The 14907-nt window shown below is 67.1% G+C and carries 14 protein-coding genes; 5 read left to right on the top strand and 9 right to left on the bottom strand.

What is annotated here, in order from left to right; all coding sequences use genetic code 11:
- The 3 genes from F3J18_RS30005 to F3J18_RS29995 all read left to right on the top strand — a co-directional run.
- Positions 1-212 (top strand): cobalamin biosynthesis protein (locus tag F3J18_RS30005; RefSeq protein WP_240156456.1); only part of this gene is annotated, 212 nt, incomplete at its 5' end.
- Between the two features lie 81 nt (positions 213-293).
- The gene (gene cobO / locus F3J18_RS30000; protein ID WP_025098048.1) at positions 294-896 is read left to right on the top strand and encodes a cob(I)yrinic acid a,c-diamide adenosyltransferase; all 603 of its coding nucleotides are present in this window, start codon (positions 294-296) and stop codon (positions 894-896) included.
- Positions 897-910: 14 nt separating this feature from the next.
- Positions 911-2233, top strand: coding sequence for a cobyrinate a,c-diamide synthase (locus F3J18_RS29995; protein ID WP_166915784.1), 1323 nt, complete (start codon positions 911-913; stop codon positions 2231-2233).
- 96 nt (positions 2234-2329) lie between these two features.
- Here F3J18_RS29995 and F3J18_RS29990 read toward each other — a convergent pair whose 3' ends face one another.
- The 3 genes from F3J18_RS29990 to F3J18_RS29980 form a co-directional block, all read right to left on the bottom strand.
- Positions 2330-2692: a hypothetical protein gene (locus F3J18_RS29990; protein WP_025098050.1), complete on the bottom strand. Its 363-nt coding sequence runs from the start codon at positions 2690-2692 to the stop codon at positions 2330-2332.
- Between the two features lie 5 nt (positions 2693-2697).
- Positions 2698-3000, bottom strand: coding sequence for a type II toxin-antitoxin system HigB family toxin (locus F3J18_RS29985; RefSeq protein WP_025098051.1), 303 nt, complete (start codon positions 2998-3000; stop codon positions 2698-2700).
- Positions 3001-3215: 215 nt separating this feature from the next.
- Entirely contained in the window at positions 3216-3797 is a 582-nt protein-coding gene (locus tag F3J18_RS29980; RefSeq protein WP_227743053.1) for an RNA polymerase factor sigma-70, read from the bottom strand.
- A gap of 505 nt (positions 3798-4302) precedes the next feature.
- Between F3J18_RS29980 and F3J18_RS29975 the strand changes: the two genes are divergently transcribed.
- Both F3J18_RS29975 and F3J18_RS29970 read left to right on the top strand, forming a co-directional pair.
- The gene (locus F3J18_RS29975; protein WP_025098053.1) at positions 4303-5616 is read left to right on the top strand and encodes a M23 family metallopeptidase; all 1314 of its coding nucleotides are present in this window, start codon (positions 4303-4305) and stop codon (positions 5614-5616) included.
- Between the two features lie 88 nt (positions 5617-5704).
- Positions 5705-6448 carry an SDR family oxidoreductase gene (locus F3J18_RS29970; RefSeq protein WP_166915782.1) on the top strand — a complete coding sequence of 248 codons (744 nt, stop codon included), beginning with the start codon at positions 5705-5707 and terminating at the stop codon, positions 6446-6448.
- A 221-nt stretch (positions 6449-6669) separates the two neighbouring features.
- Here the strand turns inward: F3J18_RS29970 and F3J18_RS29965 are convergent, their stop codons facing one another.
- The 6 genes from F3J18_RS29965 to F3J18_RS29940 form a co-directional block, all read right to left on the bottom strand.
- Complete coding sequence (locus F3J18_RS29965) at positions 6670-7974, bottom strand: MFS family transporter (protein WP_025098055.1); 1305 nt, start codon at positions 7972-7974, stop codon at positions 6670-6672.
- 278 nt (positions 7975-8252) lie between these two features.
- Entirely contained in the window at positions 8253-9935 is a 1683-nt protein-coding gene (locus F3J18_RS29960) for a SpoVR family protein (protein WP_166915780.1), read from the bottom strand.
- Between the two features lie 6 nt (positions 9936-9941).
- The gene (locus F3J18_RS29955) at positions 9942-11207 is read right to left on the bottom strand and encodes a YeaH/YhbH family protein (protein WP_025098057.1); all 1266 of its coding nucleotides are present in this window, start codon (positions 11205-11207) and stop codon (positions 9942-9944) included.
- Between the two features lie 114 nt (positions 11208-11321).
- Positions 11322-13244 (bottom strand): PrkA family serine protein kinase, encoded by a 1923-nt coding sequence (locus F3J18_RS29950; protein WP_025098058.1) that lies wholly within the window; start codon positions 13242-13244, stop codon positions 11322-11324.
- Between the two features lie 498 nt (positions 13245-13742).
- Positions 13743-14117: a hypothetical protein gene (locus F3J18_RS29945; protein ID WP_166915778.1), complete on the bottom strand. Its 375-nt coding sequence runs from the start codon at positions 14115-14117 to the stop codon at positions 13743-13745.
- Positions 14118-14140: 23 nt separating this feature from the next.
- Positions 14141-14907: PfkB family carbohydrate kinase (locus tag F3J18_RS29940; protein WP_166915776.1), on the bottom strand; the 767-nt coding region annotated here is incomplete at its 5' end.

Raw genomic sequence — 14907 nt, 5'->3', positions numbered from 1 at the left:
CTGGCTGGCCGCTGGTGGCGATCGCGCGCGAAGCCGTCGCCCCCGATGCGCCGCCGGGGGATGGCGCGGCCCCGAGCTCGGCCGCCTTCGCGCGCTTCGGCGTCGAGGGCGTGTGCGAGCCCTGCGCGCTGGCTGCCGCGCCGCACGGCCGGTTGCTGGTGCCGAAGACGATCGTCGACGGCGTGACCGTGGCGATCGCCGGGCCCGCCTGAACGCGCGATCATGCCGCCGCCTTGCCCGATGCCCCGATATTTTCCTGCCCGCTTTCCCGTATCCCTAGGACTTCCGACCCGATGAAAACCGATCCCGAATCGCATCAGCGCATGACCGAACGCCGCCGCGCCGGCCATGAAAAGAAACAGGCCGCGGCGACCGCCGAGAAGGGCCTGCTGATCGTCAACACCGGCAACGGCAAGGGCAAGAGCACGGCCGCCTTCGGCATGGCGGTGCGCGTGCTCGGCCACGGCATGAAGCTGGGCGTGGTGCAGTTCATCAAGGGTGCGCTGCACACGGCCGAGCGCGACCTGCTCAACACCTTCGCGGATTGCGATTTCGTGACGATGGGCGACGGCTACACCTGGAACACGCAGGATCGCGAGGCCGATATCGCGACCGCGCGCAAGGGCTGGGACGAGGCGCGCCGGATGATCGAGAGCGGCGACTACCAGATGGTGATCCTCGACGAGCTGAACACGGTGCTGAAGTACGACTACCTGCCGCTCGACGAGGTGCTGGCCGTGCTGGCCGCGCGCCCGGCGGCGCTGCACGTGGTGGTGACGGGGCGTCATGCGCCCGACGCGCTGGTGGAGGCCGCCGACCTGGTGACCGAGATGCGGCTGGTCAAGCACCCGTATCGCGAGCAGGGCGTGAAGGCCCAGCGCGGCGTGGAGTTCTGAGCGTGTCGGCAGGCGTGCTGCGCTGCCCGGCGCTGCTGGTCGGTGCGAGCGGCTCCGGCCAGGGCAAGACCTCGGTCACCGCGGGGCTGGCGCGGCTGCATCGGCGGCTCGGCCGGCGCGTGCGCGTGTTCAAGACCGGCCCGGACTTCCTCGATCCGATGATCCTCGCGCGCGCCAGCGGCGCCGAGGTGCATTCGCTCGATCTCGGCATGGTCGGCGAGGACGGCTGCCGCGCGTTGCTGGCGCAGGCGGCGGCCGATGCCGATTTGATCCTGATCGAGGGCGTGATGGGCCTGTTCGACGGCACGCCGAGCAGCGCCGACCTCGCCTGCCGCTTCGGCGTACCGGTGGCCGCGGTGATCTCGGGGAAATCGGTGGCGCAGACCTTCGGCGCGCTGGCTTTCGGGCTCGCGCGTTTCCGGCCGGGGCTGCCCTTCCATGGCGTGCTGGCCAATCGGGTCGGCTCCGAGCGGCATGCCGCGCTGCTGCGCGCCTCAATGCCCGAGGACATCCGCTGGCTCGGCCATCTGCCGGCCGACCCCGGCATCGCGCTGCCGGAACGGCATCTCGGCCTGCACCAGGCCGCGGACATCGCCGACCTCGACGCGCGGCTCGAACGCGCGGCCGATGCCATGGCGCGGACCTCGCTGGCCGAGTTGCCGCCGGAAGTGGCATTCGCGCCGCCCGCGCAGCCAGCGCCCTTGCCGCGCTGGCTGGCGGGCCTGCGAGTGGCGGTGGCGCGCGATGCGGCCTTCTCCTTCCTCTACCCGGCCAACCTGGCGCTGCTCGAAGCACTCGGCGCCAGCCTGGGCTTTTTCTCGCCGCTGGCCGACGAGGCCTTGCCCGATTGCGATGCGCTGTATCTGCCGGGCGGTTATCCGGAACTGCATGCGGCACGGCTCGCCGCCAACCGGCGCAGCGCCGCCGGCATCGCCTCGCATGTCGCGGCCGGGCGGCCGCTGCTGGCCGAGTGCGGCGGCCTGCTCTATCTCTGCGAGACGCTGGGCACGGCGGACGGCACCGTCACGCCGATGCTGGGCCTGCTGCCCGGCGCCGCCACCATGCAGCGGCGCTTCACCTCGCTCGGCATGCAGCGGCTCGACACGCCGGCCGGGCCGATGTCGGGCCATACCTTCCATTATTCGAGGCTGCAGACGCCGCTGGCGCCCTCGGCCGTCGCCGTGCGGCCCGACGACGGCGCGCCGGGCGAGGCGGTCTACCGGCACGGCTCGATCGTCGCGACCTACATGCATGCCTATTGGCCGTCGAATCCGCGGGCGCTGGCCGACCTGCTGCTCGGGGCGTGGCCGCCGGCCAGCGCGCTCGCGGCCGGCTAGGCGCGCTCGCCGGACCCGGCGCGACGCGGCGCGCAAGGTCGCGCCCGAAACCGGCGCGACCTGCCCGCAGCAAGGCGGGAGCCGGCCGCCACCCGCTCAGGCGACGCCGATCAGCACGTCGGCGGGAATCCGCAGCCCCTGGTGCAGCCGGCGGATCATCGCCAGGCTCAGCGGGCGCTTGCCGTTCAGCACTTCGTAGACACGATTGGTATTGCCGATATAAGGCTTGAGGTCGGCGACCGTGAGGCCGCCCTGCTCCATGCGGAACTTGATCGCGGCGATCGGATCGGGCGCGTGCAGGCGAAAACGCGCGTCCTCGTAGCGCTCGACCAGGAACGACAGGATCTCGAGCTTGTCGCCCTCGGGCGTGCCGGGCGCGGGATCGGCATCGACCAGGGCCGAGACTTCGGCGAGCGCCGCCTCGTAGTCCTGCTCGCCACGGATCGGGCGAATCGTAATGTCCATCAGTTCATCTCCACGGTAGCCGCATCCACCCTGTCGTATTCCGCGTGCGTGCCGACGAACTTCACGTAGACGACGCCGACCTGCCAGGCAATCGCGACGATCAGCCGATAGGCGTTGCCATGCAGCTTGAACACCACGCGATTGCGCCCGACGAAGCTCGCCGAGGCATAGGCCGCGCGGATCTGTTGCGGCGTGGTCCATCTCGACTTGCCGGCGTCGGCGCACCACGCCAGCATCGACTGGCGCGCCTGCGGATGACGGATGACGAAGGCCTGCAAGGTTCGCTTGGCAACGATACGCATAAGGATGCAGTGAGGATCCATGGTAGTCCCGAAGTGGGACTATTTCAACGCGAATCCGGCGCTGCGTCCATTCGACCAAATGGCCTGCCATTCCCGTCCCTTGCCGGGACAGCCCCTTGCAGCAAGGCTTTGCCGCGTCGTCGCGCAGGCCGGGCACGGGCAGGCGCGACGCGATGCCGCTCGAGGAAACGCGGCCCGGAGCAGCGCGCCAGCCCCTAGCGTCGGCGCGAGGCCGCCGCGAAGGCCGGCGGCGCCACGCCGCGATCGAGGGCGGCGAGGCATTCGGCGCAATGACGAACCACGTCGCGCACCATGAAATGCACCAGCGTCGGCGACACGTCGAGCGCGTCGGCCGCGGCCGCCAGCGTCTCCTCGCGCACGCGCACCATCTCGAAGGCGGTCCGGCTGCGCACCGGGACCTCGGTCAGGACCGCGCGCATCCGTTCGAGGGCGTCGCGCGTCAGCGCGATCGCCTCGGGCGTGGGCTCGGGCGACGGCACGTCGAGCCCCGCCTCCGCCTCGGCATGCCAGTGGGTTTCGAGCGACTGGCGGCGACAGACGTCGATCGAGGCATTGCGCACCATGCGCGTGACATAGGCGAGCGGCTGCCGGATCGCCTCCTGGTTCGGGAAATCGACCAGCCGCAGCAGCACGTCGTGCACCACGTCCTCGGCACGGCTGGCGCAGCCGGTCACCCCCTGCGCGACCTTGACCAGCATCGCGCGATGACACACCAGCGTCTCGACGAGCGCACCGCGGCCGCGCGCCGCGTGCCTGGCGGCCAGGCGCGGCGACATGCGGGCGGATGCGGCGAGGGTCGGTTCCGGCATCAGGCATCTCCGTATCGTGGCGGGGTTCGGGAAAATCGACTGCGTTGAATTTAATGCAAACGCAAATCATTCTCAATCGTATCTAGAGATTTTTCACGATCCGAAGTCCTATACGAGGGCAAAGCGAGGGCAAGCGGCAAGCGCCGTGCATGACACGCAAGTTTGGCGATTCCACTCGCATCCTCCGCGATTCGAAATCGATCCCCATATAAAAGTCAAAAATTGTCGGAACGCTGGCGACACGGTGCTGTCATCTTTCTCAGCGTCGATTCTCACCGCAGGGTTCCACCCCGCATCGATGGATCATCGTTCGGAGCGGTGTTACCCCGCGCCCCTGGGCCGAACGGAACGTATCGGGCCGCCGCGCGCGGCCCGGCGTCGTACGCCAGAGTGCTGCCGGCCGTGCCGTGTCGCGCGGTTTTCGCGTAGCCAGCCTTTCCCCACCCCTTGCCCTGAACCTGCCTTTTTGAGGATGTGGAGTCCGTTGAGCCCAATTCCCGAAGTTTCGCTTGTCGCCGGCGACCGACACGCCCGCCGGCCCGCCACACCGAATCCTCCCGCGCGCCCCTTCATGCGCCTGCTTCCCGCCGCCGCGGCGCTTGGCGCGATCGCCGCGTTCAGTCTCGCGGTGACGCTACCCGCGGTCTCGAACACGCCCTCGCCGACCACGCTCGGCGCGGCCAGGACCCCGCAGCAGGTATTCGCCGCCACGCCGTTCCCGAGCGCGCAGCGCTTCGTCACCGATCAGCTGGAGGCCGCGATCGCCTCGCGCGATATGCGTCCCGGCCGCTTCGCCTCGCGCTTCGCCACGGGACGCAGCCTGCTCGGCGACGGCAGCGAGCTGTTCTCGCTCGCCGCGCCCGCGTTCGGCATGGGCGAGCCGCCGCTCGCCACCGGCCTGCGCACCGGCGCCATCACGCATTCCTTCGCGCAAACCCTGCAGCAGCTCGATATCCCGCCCGAGGTCCGCATCCAGGTCGGCGACCTGGTCGCCGCGCAGTTGCGCACCCACGCGGCCGCGCAGACCGGCGACCGCTACCGGATTGCCTACGAGACCACCCGCGAAGGCCCGCGCCTGAGCGCGATCGAGGTGCGCGCCGCCGGCAAGCGCTTCGGCGCGATGTGGTTCCGGCCGCCCGGCGCCGAGCACGGCGCCTTCTACACCTTCGACGGAGCACCGCTGGAGGCGGCGGCGCTGAGCATGCCGGTGCTGGCCACGCGCATCAGCTCGCCGTTCGGCGAGCGCATCCACCCGATCTCGCACCTGCGTTCGCTGCATACCGGCGTCGATCTCGCCGCGCCGCGCGGCACCCGCGTCAACGCGGCGGCCGACGGCGTGGTCGCCTTCGTCGGCGTGGATCCGCACGGCTACGGCCGCTACGTCGTGATCGACCATCCCGATCACTATTCGACGCTCTATGCGCACCTGTCCGCCTATGCGCCGGGGCTCAAGGTCGGCATGACGCTCGCGCAGGGCCAGCGTGTCGGCGCGGTCGGCATGACCGGCGCCGCCACCGGCCCGCACCTGCACTTCGAGGTGCGCATCGCCGATACGCCGGTCGATCCGATCGTCGCGCTGGCCGACGCGAGCAATACGCTCTCGCCGATGCAGCTCGACGCGTTCCGGCGCGACCTGGTCGATGTGCGCACGCAGTTCGCGGCGGCGGCCGGCCCGAACGTCGGCATCGCGATGCTCGATGCCGCGCCGGCCGGCGCCGGGCTCTCGACGCTCGATCCGACGCTGCGCACGCTGTTGCAGACGCCGCAGGTGTCGTCGGCGTCGTGAGGCTTGTGGGGAACGCAGTTCCCGATCGACAATCGCCAGCTCCGATCCACCATCAAGCTGGCCGACTCAATCCGGAATCCCACTCGCCATGACCTCCTCCCCGCCCGTCGCCCTCGTCACCGGCTCCACTTCCGGCATCGGCGCCACGATCGCCCGCCGGCTCTCGCGGGATGGTTACGCGATCGTCCTGCACTCGCGCGGTTCGGCCGCCGCAGGCCAGGCCCTGGCCCGTGAACTCGGCTCGGCCGTCTACCTACAGGCCGACCTGGCCGACGATGCCGCGCGCGTGCGACTGGTGCGCGAGGCGATCGCCGCCTGGGGCCGCCTCGACGTGCTGGTCAACAATGCCGGGATCAGCCGCGTGATCCCGCATGCGGACCTGGCGGCGGCCACGCCCGCGATCTGGCAGGAACTGCACGAGGTCAACGTGGTCGCGCCGTTCCGGCTGGTCAGCGAGGCGCAGGCGGCGCTGCGCGAAGCCGCCGCGCGCGGCCGGCCCGGCTGCGTGGTCAATGTCAGCTCGCATGCCGGCGTGCGCCCCAAGGGCGCCTCGATTCCCTATGCCGCGAGCAAGGCGGCCCTGAACCATGTCACGCGCCTGCTCGCGCTGTCGCTGGCACCGGAGATTCGCGTGAACGCGGTCGCGCCGGGCCTGGTCGACACGCCGCTGACGGCCGACTGGACCCAGGCCCGGCAACTCTGGAAGGAGCGCGCGCCGATGCGCCGCGCCGCCAGCCCCGAGGACATCGCCCAGGCGGTGGCCATGCTGGTCGCCTCCGACTACCTGACCGGCGAGATCCTGCTCTCGGACGGCGGCCTCAATCTCACCTGAGCAACCGTCACGGGCCGCCCTCCGCGGTTCGCTGGACGAAAAAAAGCCCGCCGTGAAGGCGGGCATCAATCCCAGTCAAGGAGGTGTCACACGAACTACGGGCTCAGAGTAAGCGGCCCGCCTGGCGTGGACAACCAAGCATTTTCGATATCCTTATCGCGCGCCGGCCGCTAAGCACATGGTGCCGCCGGCGCGTCGCCGATGCCGCCCGGGTTCAGGGCTCAGGGCTCGTGGCGCAGGTAGCCTTCCTTGGCCGGTTCGCGCATCCGGAACGAGACGATGAAGGAAATCGCGCAGAGCGCGGTCACGTACCAGTAGAAGGTGGACTCGCTGCCGGCCTGCTTGAACCACAGCGCCACGTATTCGGCGGTACCGCCGAACAGCGCGTTGGCCACCGCGTAGGACAGGCCCACGCCCATCGCGCGCACCTCGGGCGGGAACATCTCGGCCTTGATCAGGCCGCTGATCGAGGTGTAGAAGCTGACGATGGCCAGCGCGATCGTGATCAGCACGAAGGCCGTCACCGGGCTCGTGGTACCGGCGATCGCATGCATCAGCGGCACCGTGCCGATCACGGCCAGGCCGCCGAAGAACAGCATCGAGGTACGCCGGCCGATGCGATCCGACAGCGCGCCGAACAGTGGCTGCAACAGCATGTAGACCAGCAGCGCCGCCGTCATCACGTTGCTGGCCGTCTTCGCGTGCATGCCGCTGGTGTTGACCAGGTACTTCTGCATGTAGGTGGTGAAGGTGTAGAAGATCAGCGAGCCGCCGGCCGTGAAGCCGACCACGGTGAAGAACGCACCGCGATGCTGCATCACGCCGCGGATCGTGCCGGCATCGCGCGCGCGGCGCGATTCGGTGGTCGAGGTCTCGTCGAGCGACTTGCGCAGCCAGAGCGAGACCAGCGCGGCCAGCGCGCCGACCAGGAACGGGATCCGCCAGCCCCAGGCGCGCAGCTCCTCGGTGCTCAGGAACTGCTGCAGGATCACCAGCACCAGCAGCGCGCAGAGCTGGCCGCCGATCAGCGTCACGTACTGGAACGAGGCGAAGAAGCCGCGCCGCCCCTTCAACGCCACCTCGCTCATGTAGGTCGCGCTGGTGCCGTATTCGCCGCCCACCGAGAGGCCCTGGAACAAGCGCGCGATCAGCAGCATCACCGGCGCCAGCGCGCCGATCTGGTCGTAGGTCGGCATCGCCGCGATCACCAGCGAGCCGCCGCACATCATCAGCACCGAGATCATCATCGCGGTGCGCCGGCCGCGCCGGTCGGCGATCCGGCCGAACAGCCAGCCGCCGATCGGGCGCATCAGGAAGCCGGCCGCGAACACGCCGGCGGTGTTCAGCAACTGCGTGGTGGGATTGCCGCTGGGAAAGAAGGCATGCGCGAAATACAGCGCACAAAATGAATAGACGTAGAAGTCGAACCACTCGACGAGATTGCCCGACGAGGCGCCGACGATCGCGAGCACGCGCCGCCGGGTGTCGTGGGGGGCCATGCTGGCCTGATCGGTGAGGTCGGTCATGTAGGTTGGTTTCCTCGATTAGCCTGTGGTGCCGATGACGGCCGCGTCCCGCCCGCCCGTGGGCAGGACGCGGCGTCGCGCGGCGCCATTCTATCGAAATGAAAGCTTCGGCACCTTCAGGACTGTCCCGAGGTTCGCGCCCGCCTGACGATCGGGCGACAAATGGCGAACGATTGCCTTCCAGGGCCGGATTGCGTCGCCGCCGTCGATAATGACCGACCAAGAAAAAACCAGCCCGGCGGGCTGGTTTTTTCTTGGCGGGAGTCGAGGCGGCCGACTCAGACACGCACCTCGGGCGGCCGGTAGCGGCACTCGTAGCGCTTGCGCACCGTGCCCGACTCGTCGACGCTTTCCAGGAACACGTCGAACTGCCAGAGCCGCGCCATGTGCTTGAGCACCTCGTCGCTGTCGTTCGACAGGTGCCGGTTGTCGGTCATGAAGTGGCGCAGCGTGAGGCTGCGGTCGCCGCGCGTGTTGACGGCCCAGACCTGGATGTTCGGCTCGCGATGGTGGATGTCGTATTGCCGGGACAGCGCCTGGCGCACGTACTGGTAGCCGCTGTCGTCGTGGATCGCCGACACCTCGAGCGAATCGCGCATGTCGTCGTCGAGCACCGAGAACAGGCGCATCTCGCGGATCAGGTGGGGCGACAGGTACTGCGCGATGAAGCTCTCGTCCTTGAAGTTGCGCATCGCGTAGTGCAGCGCCGGCAGCCAGGGGCTGCCCGCCAGCTCGGGGAACCAGCGGCGGTCCTCGTCGGTGGGGTTCTCGCAGATGCGCCGGATGTCGCTCATCATCGAGAAGCCCAGCGCATACGGGTTGATGCCGCTGTAGTAGGGCTTGGTGACGGGCGGCTGGTAGATCACGTTGCTGTGCGAATGGAGGAATTCCATCATGAAGCCGTCCTCCAGCTTGCCCTGCTGGTAGAGCGTATTGAGCAAGGTGTAATGCCAGAAGGTAGCCCAGCCCTCGTTCATCACCTGGGTCTGCCTCTGCGGATAGAAATACTGGCCGATCTTGCGCACGATGCGGATCACCTCGCGCTCCCAGGGCTCCAGCAGCGGCGCGTTCTTCTCGGCGAAATACAGCAGGTTCTCCTGCGGCTCGGGCGGGTAGCGGCCCTCCACCTCCTCGTCGGCCAGCTCGGGCTTGCGGCCCGGCAAGGTGCGCCACAGCTCGTTGACCTGCGACTGCAGGTAGGCCTCGCGCTCGCGCCGCAGCGCCGCCTCCTTGGACAACGAAGGCTTCTGCGGGCGCTTGTAGCGATCGACGCCGTAGTTCATCAGCGCGTGGCAGGAGTCGAGCAGTTCCTCGACCCGGTCGAGCCCGTAGCGCTCCTCGCACTCGGCCACGTAGTTCTTCGCGTAGACCAGGTAGTCGATGATGGCGTGCGCATCGGTCCACAGCCGGAACAGGTAGTTGCCCTTGAAGAAGGAGTTGTGGCCGTAGGCGGCATGCGCGATCACCAGCGCCTGCATGGTCAGCGTATTTTCTTCCATCAGATACGCGATGCAGGGGTTGGAGTTGATCACGATCTCGTAGGCCAGGCCCATCTGGCCGCGCCGGTAGCTCTTCTCGGTCGACAGGAAGTGCTTGCCGAACGACCAGTGGCGGTAGTTGACGGGCATCCCGACGGACGCGTAGGCGTCCATCATCTGCTCGGCGCTGATCAGCTCGAGCTGGATCGGATAGACGTCGAGCTCGTATTGCTCGGCGACCTGCGCGATGTGCGTGTCGTACTCCTCGATCAGCTCGAAGGTCCAGTCCGACGGGCACGGCAGCGGCTTGCGTTCGGCGACGTTCATGCGCCCTTCCTTCTGCCCGGAATCGGGCATTACCGGGAGCGGCGACGATGCCTCGGCCGCCGCGTCCGATTCCTCGGGCCGGCGTTCGGGCGCATCGTCGCCCGTGTGGCGCGCCTGGTAACCGCGCGCTTCGTTGTGCAAATGGCGTGTCGTCATACGGTGTTACGTTTCCACATGCTTTTCGAACAGTTCGCGGAACACCGGGTAGATGTCCGCGGCGGACTCGACCTTCTTCATCGCCATATGCGGCTGCGACAGCGCGAGCTGGGCATATTCGAGCCAGAGGTTCTGCTCCTCGGGCGTGACCTGGATATAGGCGAAGTAGCGGGTCTTGGTCAGGATGTCGTCCTGGAGGATCTTGCGGCACTTCGGCGAATCGTCGGTCCAGTTGTCGCCGTCCGAGGCCTGCGCGCCGTAGATGTTCCACTCGCTGGGCGAATAGCGCTCGTCCATCACCTTGCGCATCAGTTCCAGCGCGCTCGACACCACCGTGCCGCCGCTTTCGGTCGAGTGGAAGAAGGTGTCCTCGTCGACTTCCTCGGCGCGCGTGTGGTGGCGGATGAATACCACCTCGATGCGCTCGTAGTTCCGCTTCAGGAACAGGTAGAGCAGGATGAAGAAGCGCTTGGCGAGATCCTTGCGCTGCTCGTCCATCGAGCCCGACACGTCCATCAGGCAGAACATCACGGCCTGGCTGGAGGGCTGCGGCTGCTTCACGCGATTCACGTAGCGCAGGTCGAACGGGTCGATGAAGGGGATGCGCCAGATCCGCCCGCGCAGATGATGGATCTGCGCCTCGAGCTCGGCGATCTCGACGCGGCGATCGGCGGTGTCGGCCTTCAGCTCCTCGAGCTGCGCCTCCAGCACGCGCAGTTCGTTGACGAGCGGCGAGCCGAGCGCGATGCGCCGGCCCAGCGCGCTGCGCAGCGAACGCACCACGTCGATGTTGTTCGGCGTGCCCTCCGCGGCCCAGCCGGCCCGCACGCTCTTCCAGCTCGGCACGGTCAGCAGGTGCGTCTTGACCAGCCGCGGCAGTTCGAGATCGTCGAAGAAATACTGCATGAACTCGTCGCGGCTCAGCTCGAAGACGAAATCGTCCTGCCCTTCGCCCTCGTTGCTGGCCTGGCTGCCGCCACCGCCCGAACCGCCGGGCGGGCGCGGGATCTTGTCGCCGCGGATGTAGTCGGAATTGCCCGGATGCACGTATTCGCGCCGCCCGCCCGACGTGTGGCGGAAGGTCGGCTCCGCGATGTCCTTGCGCGGAATGGTGATGCTCTGGGTGCTTTGGATGTCCTTGATGCTACGGTCGCGCACGGCGTCGGACACCGCGCGGCGAATGTAGTTCTTGACGCGACGCAGAAAGCGTTCGCGGTTTGCAATGCTCTTGTTCTTGCCGGCAAGCCTGCGGTCGATGATTTGATGAAGCACTCCCGGTCTCCCGCTCGAAAGTCGATACGCCGGGACGTGCCGCACGATCCGCCGTGCGGCGCGTCGCTCAGGGTGCCCGCGCGCCGCCGGCGCGCGGGCGATGCATCGTGCGTGTCATGAGGACTTGCGCACGCGCAGATACCAGTCGCACAGGAGTCGTACCTGCTTCGGCGTGTAGCCCTTGGCGACCATCCGGTTCACGAAGTCCTCGTGCTTGCGCTGCTCCTCCGCCGATCCCTTGGCGTTGAAGGAGATCACCGGCAGCAACTCCTCGGTGTTCGAGAACATCTTCTTCTCGATCACCACGCGCAGCTTCTCGTAGCTGACCCAGGCCGGATTCTTGCCGCCATTGGCCGCGCGTGCCCGCAACACGAAGTTCACGATCTCGTTGCGGTAGTCCTTCGGATTGCTGATGCCGGCCGGTTTCTCGATCTTCTCGAGCTCGGCATTCAAGGCCGCGCGGTCGAAGCTCTCGCCGGTATCGTGATCGCGGAACTCCTGGTCCTGGATCCAGAAGTCGGCATAGGTCACGTAGCGATCGAAGATGTTCTGGCCATACTCGGAATACGACTCGAGGTAGGCCGTCTGGATCTCCTTGCCGATGAACTCCGCGTAACGCGAGGCCAGCAGGTCCTTCACGAAGGACAGGTACTTCTGCTCGGTTTCCGGCGGGAACTGCTCGCGCTCGATCTGCTGTTCGAGCACGTACATCAGGTGCACCGGATTGGCGGCCACCTCCGAGGTATCGAAGTTGAACACGCGCGAGAGGATCTTGAAGGCGAAACGCGTGGACACGCCGTTCATGCCTTCGTCGACGCCGCCGTAGTCGCGATACTCCTGGTAGGACTTCGCCTTCGGATCGGTGTCCTTGAGGTTCTCGCCGTCATACACCTGCATCTTCGAGAACAGGCTGGAGTTTTCCGGCTCGTGCAGCCGCGTGAGCGCCGAGAACTGCGCCATCATCTTCAGCGTGCCGGGCGCGCAGACGGCTTCGGCCAGCGAGGAGTTACGGATCAGCTTCTCGTAGATCTTGATCTCTTCCGACACACGCAGGCAGTACGGCACCTTGACGACGAAGATCCGGTCCAGCAGGGCTTCGTTGTTCTTGTTGTTGCGGAAGGCCTTCCACTCCGATTCGTTCGAGTGGGCGAGGATCACGCCGTCGAACGGGATCGCGCCGAAACCCTCGGTGCCCTTGAAGTTGCCTTCCTGGGTGGCGGTCAGCAGCGGATGCAGCACCTTGATCGGCGCCTTGAACATTTCGACGAATTCGAGCAAGCCCTGGTTGGCCAGGCACAGGCCGCCCGAGTAGCTGTAGGCATCGGCATCGTCCTGCGCGAACTGTTCGAGCTTGCGGATGTCGACCTTGCCGACCAGGGAGGAGATGTCCTGGTTGTTCTCGTCGCCCGGCTCGGTCTTGGCGATGCCGATCTGGCGAAGGATGGAGGGATAGCGGCGCACCACGCGGAACTGGCGGATATCGCCGTTGTACTCGTGCAGGCGCTTGACGGCCCAGGGGCTCAGGATGCTCTTGAGGTAACGACGCGGAATGCCGTACTGCTCTTCCAGGATCGGGCCGTCCTCGTCGTAGTCGAACAGCCCGAGCGGCGATTCGTTGACGGGCGAACCCTTGAGCGAATAGAACGGCACGCGTTCCATCAGTTGCTTCAGACGCTCGGCGATCGACGACTTGCCGCCGCCCACCGGCCCGAGCAGGTAGAGGATCTGCTTCCTTTCCTCGAGACCTTGCGCGGAGTGGCGGAAGTACGCCACCACCTGCTCGATCACCTCCTCCATCCCGTAGAACTCGCGAAACGCGGGATAGACCTTGATGACCTTGTTCGCGAAGATCCGCGACAGACGCGGGTCGTTTCGCGTATCGACCTGCTCCGGTTCCCCGATGGCTGCCAACATGCGTTCGCCCGCGGTGGCGTACGCCGATGGATCGTTCTTGCAGAGCGCGAGATACTCTTCGAGCGAGAACTCCTCCTCCCGGGTTTTCTCGAAGCGGTTCGCGAAGCTGCTGTAAATATCCATGCTACCTCCTCGCCTGTGTCTGAAGACGATCTTGCCTTCGTGAGATCACGCCGAAGCAGGACCGTTCAATTTCATCCTAAACCCAATTGCTTTTTTTTTCACGAACAAACTTCAGTCGGAACGTTGTTGTTCGACACTCAGAAAAACCCCGCTTGGACGAGGCATTTTGACTGCCATACAATGTTCCTCCCGATCTTCGCAACGTTGCACACGCGCCCTCTCCTGCTGCAACGAATCCGCTCCTGCATCGGACACGTTCCCCCTGTTTTGCTATACGGTCGAGCCGGCATTTCGGACGACAGAACGATCGCTTTCGTTACAATTTTTTGCGATTCGGCCCGTCGCTGCGTGATCGCTCAATCGACGCGCTGGTCCATCCGCGGATGACGGCATCGTCATGCTGCGCCGCGCATCGCGCACCACCTTCGCGAGATGAGAAAAATCCGTCGTGCGATGCGCGCTTGCCCTCGTTCGCGCAGGTGTCTCGAGCGCTGCATTTCACATCGTCACGTCACGGGCATGAAGGTGAACAAAGCTGACATCGAAAGCTTGTGTCCTCGTCGCGTACGACGGCGTGCTCGGGTAGGTGACCGGTCGGTGGTCGTCCCGCTTTCCCGAATTCCGGGTTTCCGGATTGCCTCCATCGGCGATGGAATCATTGGCACGCCACGGCGAACGATCGGCTGCCGTCGCGAGCGATTGTCGAACGAGGCGGGACATCCTCATGACGAGGATTCGGGAGATGGCCGGATGCACCCGAAATGGGCATGCATGAAAAACGAAGGCGCGGGATGCGTGTCGGCGATCTGCCCCGATAAATATCGTGGCGACCATGAAAAAATCCGGCACGAGGCCGGATTCGGGAACAAGCATTGTGCCGAGCGATGCAGGCGGCGCTAGCCCTGCACTTCCGCGAAGCTCGGAATCGAGGGCTGGGCACCCGCGCGCGTCACCGACAGGGCGGCGGCCCGCTGGGCGAAACGGATCGCCGCGTCGGGCGCATCACCCGCCGCCAGCCGTGCCGACAAGCCACCAATGAAGGTATCGCCGGCGGCCGTGGTATCGACCGCCTCGACCTTCGGGGCCGGATAGTGGCGCGCCGTGCCGTCCGCCAGCGCGGCGAACACGCCTTGCGCGCCGAGCGTGACGATCACGTTGCGCGCGCCGGCTTCCCGCAGTTGCCCTGCCGCCGCCTGCGCATCCTCGGGCGTCGCGATGCTCATGCCCGTCAGCGCGGCGGCCTCGAGCTCGTTCGGGATCAGCCAGTCGACCAGCGGCAGCCAGCCGTCCGGCAGGGGACCGAGCACGGGGGCCGGATTGAGCACCACCACGCGGCCATGGCGGCGCCCCGCCTCGAGCGCGGCCTTCACGGCCGGCAGCGGCGTTTCGAGCTGGCAGACCAGCACGTCGGCGGCCGCGATCATGGCATCGTGCCCGGCGATGCCGGCCGGCGTCACCTCGCCGTTGCCGCCCGCCACGATCACGATCGCGTTCTGGCTCGCGTCGTCCACCACGATCAGCGCCACGCCGGTGGCCACGCCCTCGCGGGCGGTCGCCAGCGCGGCGCAATCGATCCCCTCGGCCTCCAGCGCGCCGCGCAGGGCCGCGCCGTTCGCGTCGTCGCCGACGCAGCCGAGCATCGCCACGCGCGCGCCGAGCCGGG

The organism is Burkholderia sp. Ax-1720, from assembly GCF_011753035.1.
GTDB lineage: Bacteria > Pseudomonadota > Gammaproteobacteria > Burkholderiales > Burkholderiaceae > Burkholderia > Burkholderia gladioli.
Note: the sequence above shows the minus strand (reverse complement) of the source record. Positions and strands in the feature narration are given on the sequence as shown.

Excerpts from the sequence above, each read along its gene's own strand:
- F3J18_RS29950 (WP_025098058.1), bottom strand. The coding sequence starts at position 13,244 with ATGGATATTTACAGCAGCTTCGCGAACCGCTTCGAGAAAACCCGGGAG.
- F3J18_RS29960 (WP_166915780.1), bottom strand. The coding sequence starts at position 9,935 with ATGACGACACGCCATTTGCACAACGAAGCGCGCGGTTACCAGGCGCGC.
- F3J18_RS29980 (WP_227743053.1), bottom strand. The coding sequence starts at position 3,797 with ATGTCGCCGCGCCTGGCCGCCAGGCACGCGGCGCGCGGCCGCGGTGCG.
- F3J18_RS29985 (WP_025098051.1), bottom strand. The coding sequence starts at position 3,000 with ATGCGTATCGTTGCCAAGCGAACCTTGCAGGCCTTCGTCATCCGTCAT.
- F3J18_RS29965 (WP_025098055.1), bottom strand. The coding sequence starts at position 7,974 with ATGACCGACCTCACCGATCAGGCCAGCATGGCCCCCCACGACACCCGG.
- F3J18_RS29975 (WP_025098053.1), top strand. The coding sequence starts at position 4,303 with ATGTGGAGTCCGTTGAGCCCAATTCCCGAAGTTTCGCTTGTCGCCGGC.
- F3J18_RS29945 (WP_166915778.1), bottom strand. The coding sequence starts at position 14,117 with ATGCTTGTTCCCGAATCCGGCCTCGTGCCGGATTTTTTCATGGTCGCC.
- F3J18_RS29970 (WP_166915782.1), top strand. The coding sequence starts at position 5,705 with ATGACCTCCTCCCCGCCCGTCGCCCTCGTCACCGGCTCCACTTCCGGC.
- cobO (WP_025098048.1), top strand. The coding sequence starts at position 294 with ATGAAAACCGATCCCGAATCGCATCAGCGCATGACCGAACGCCGCCGC.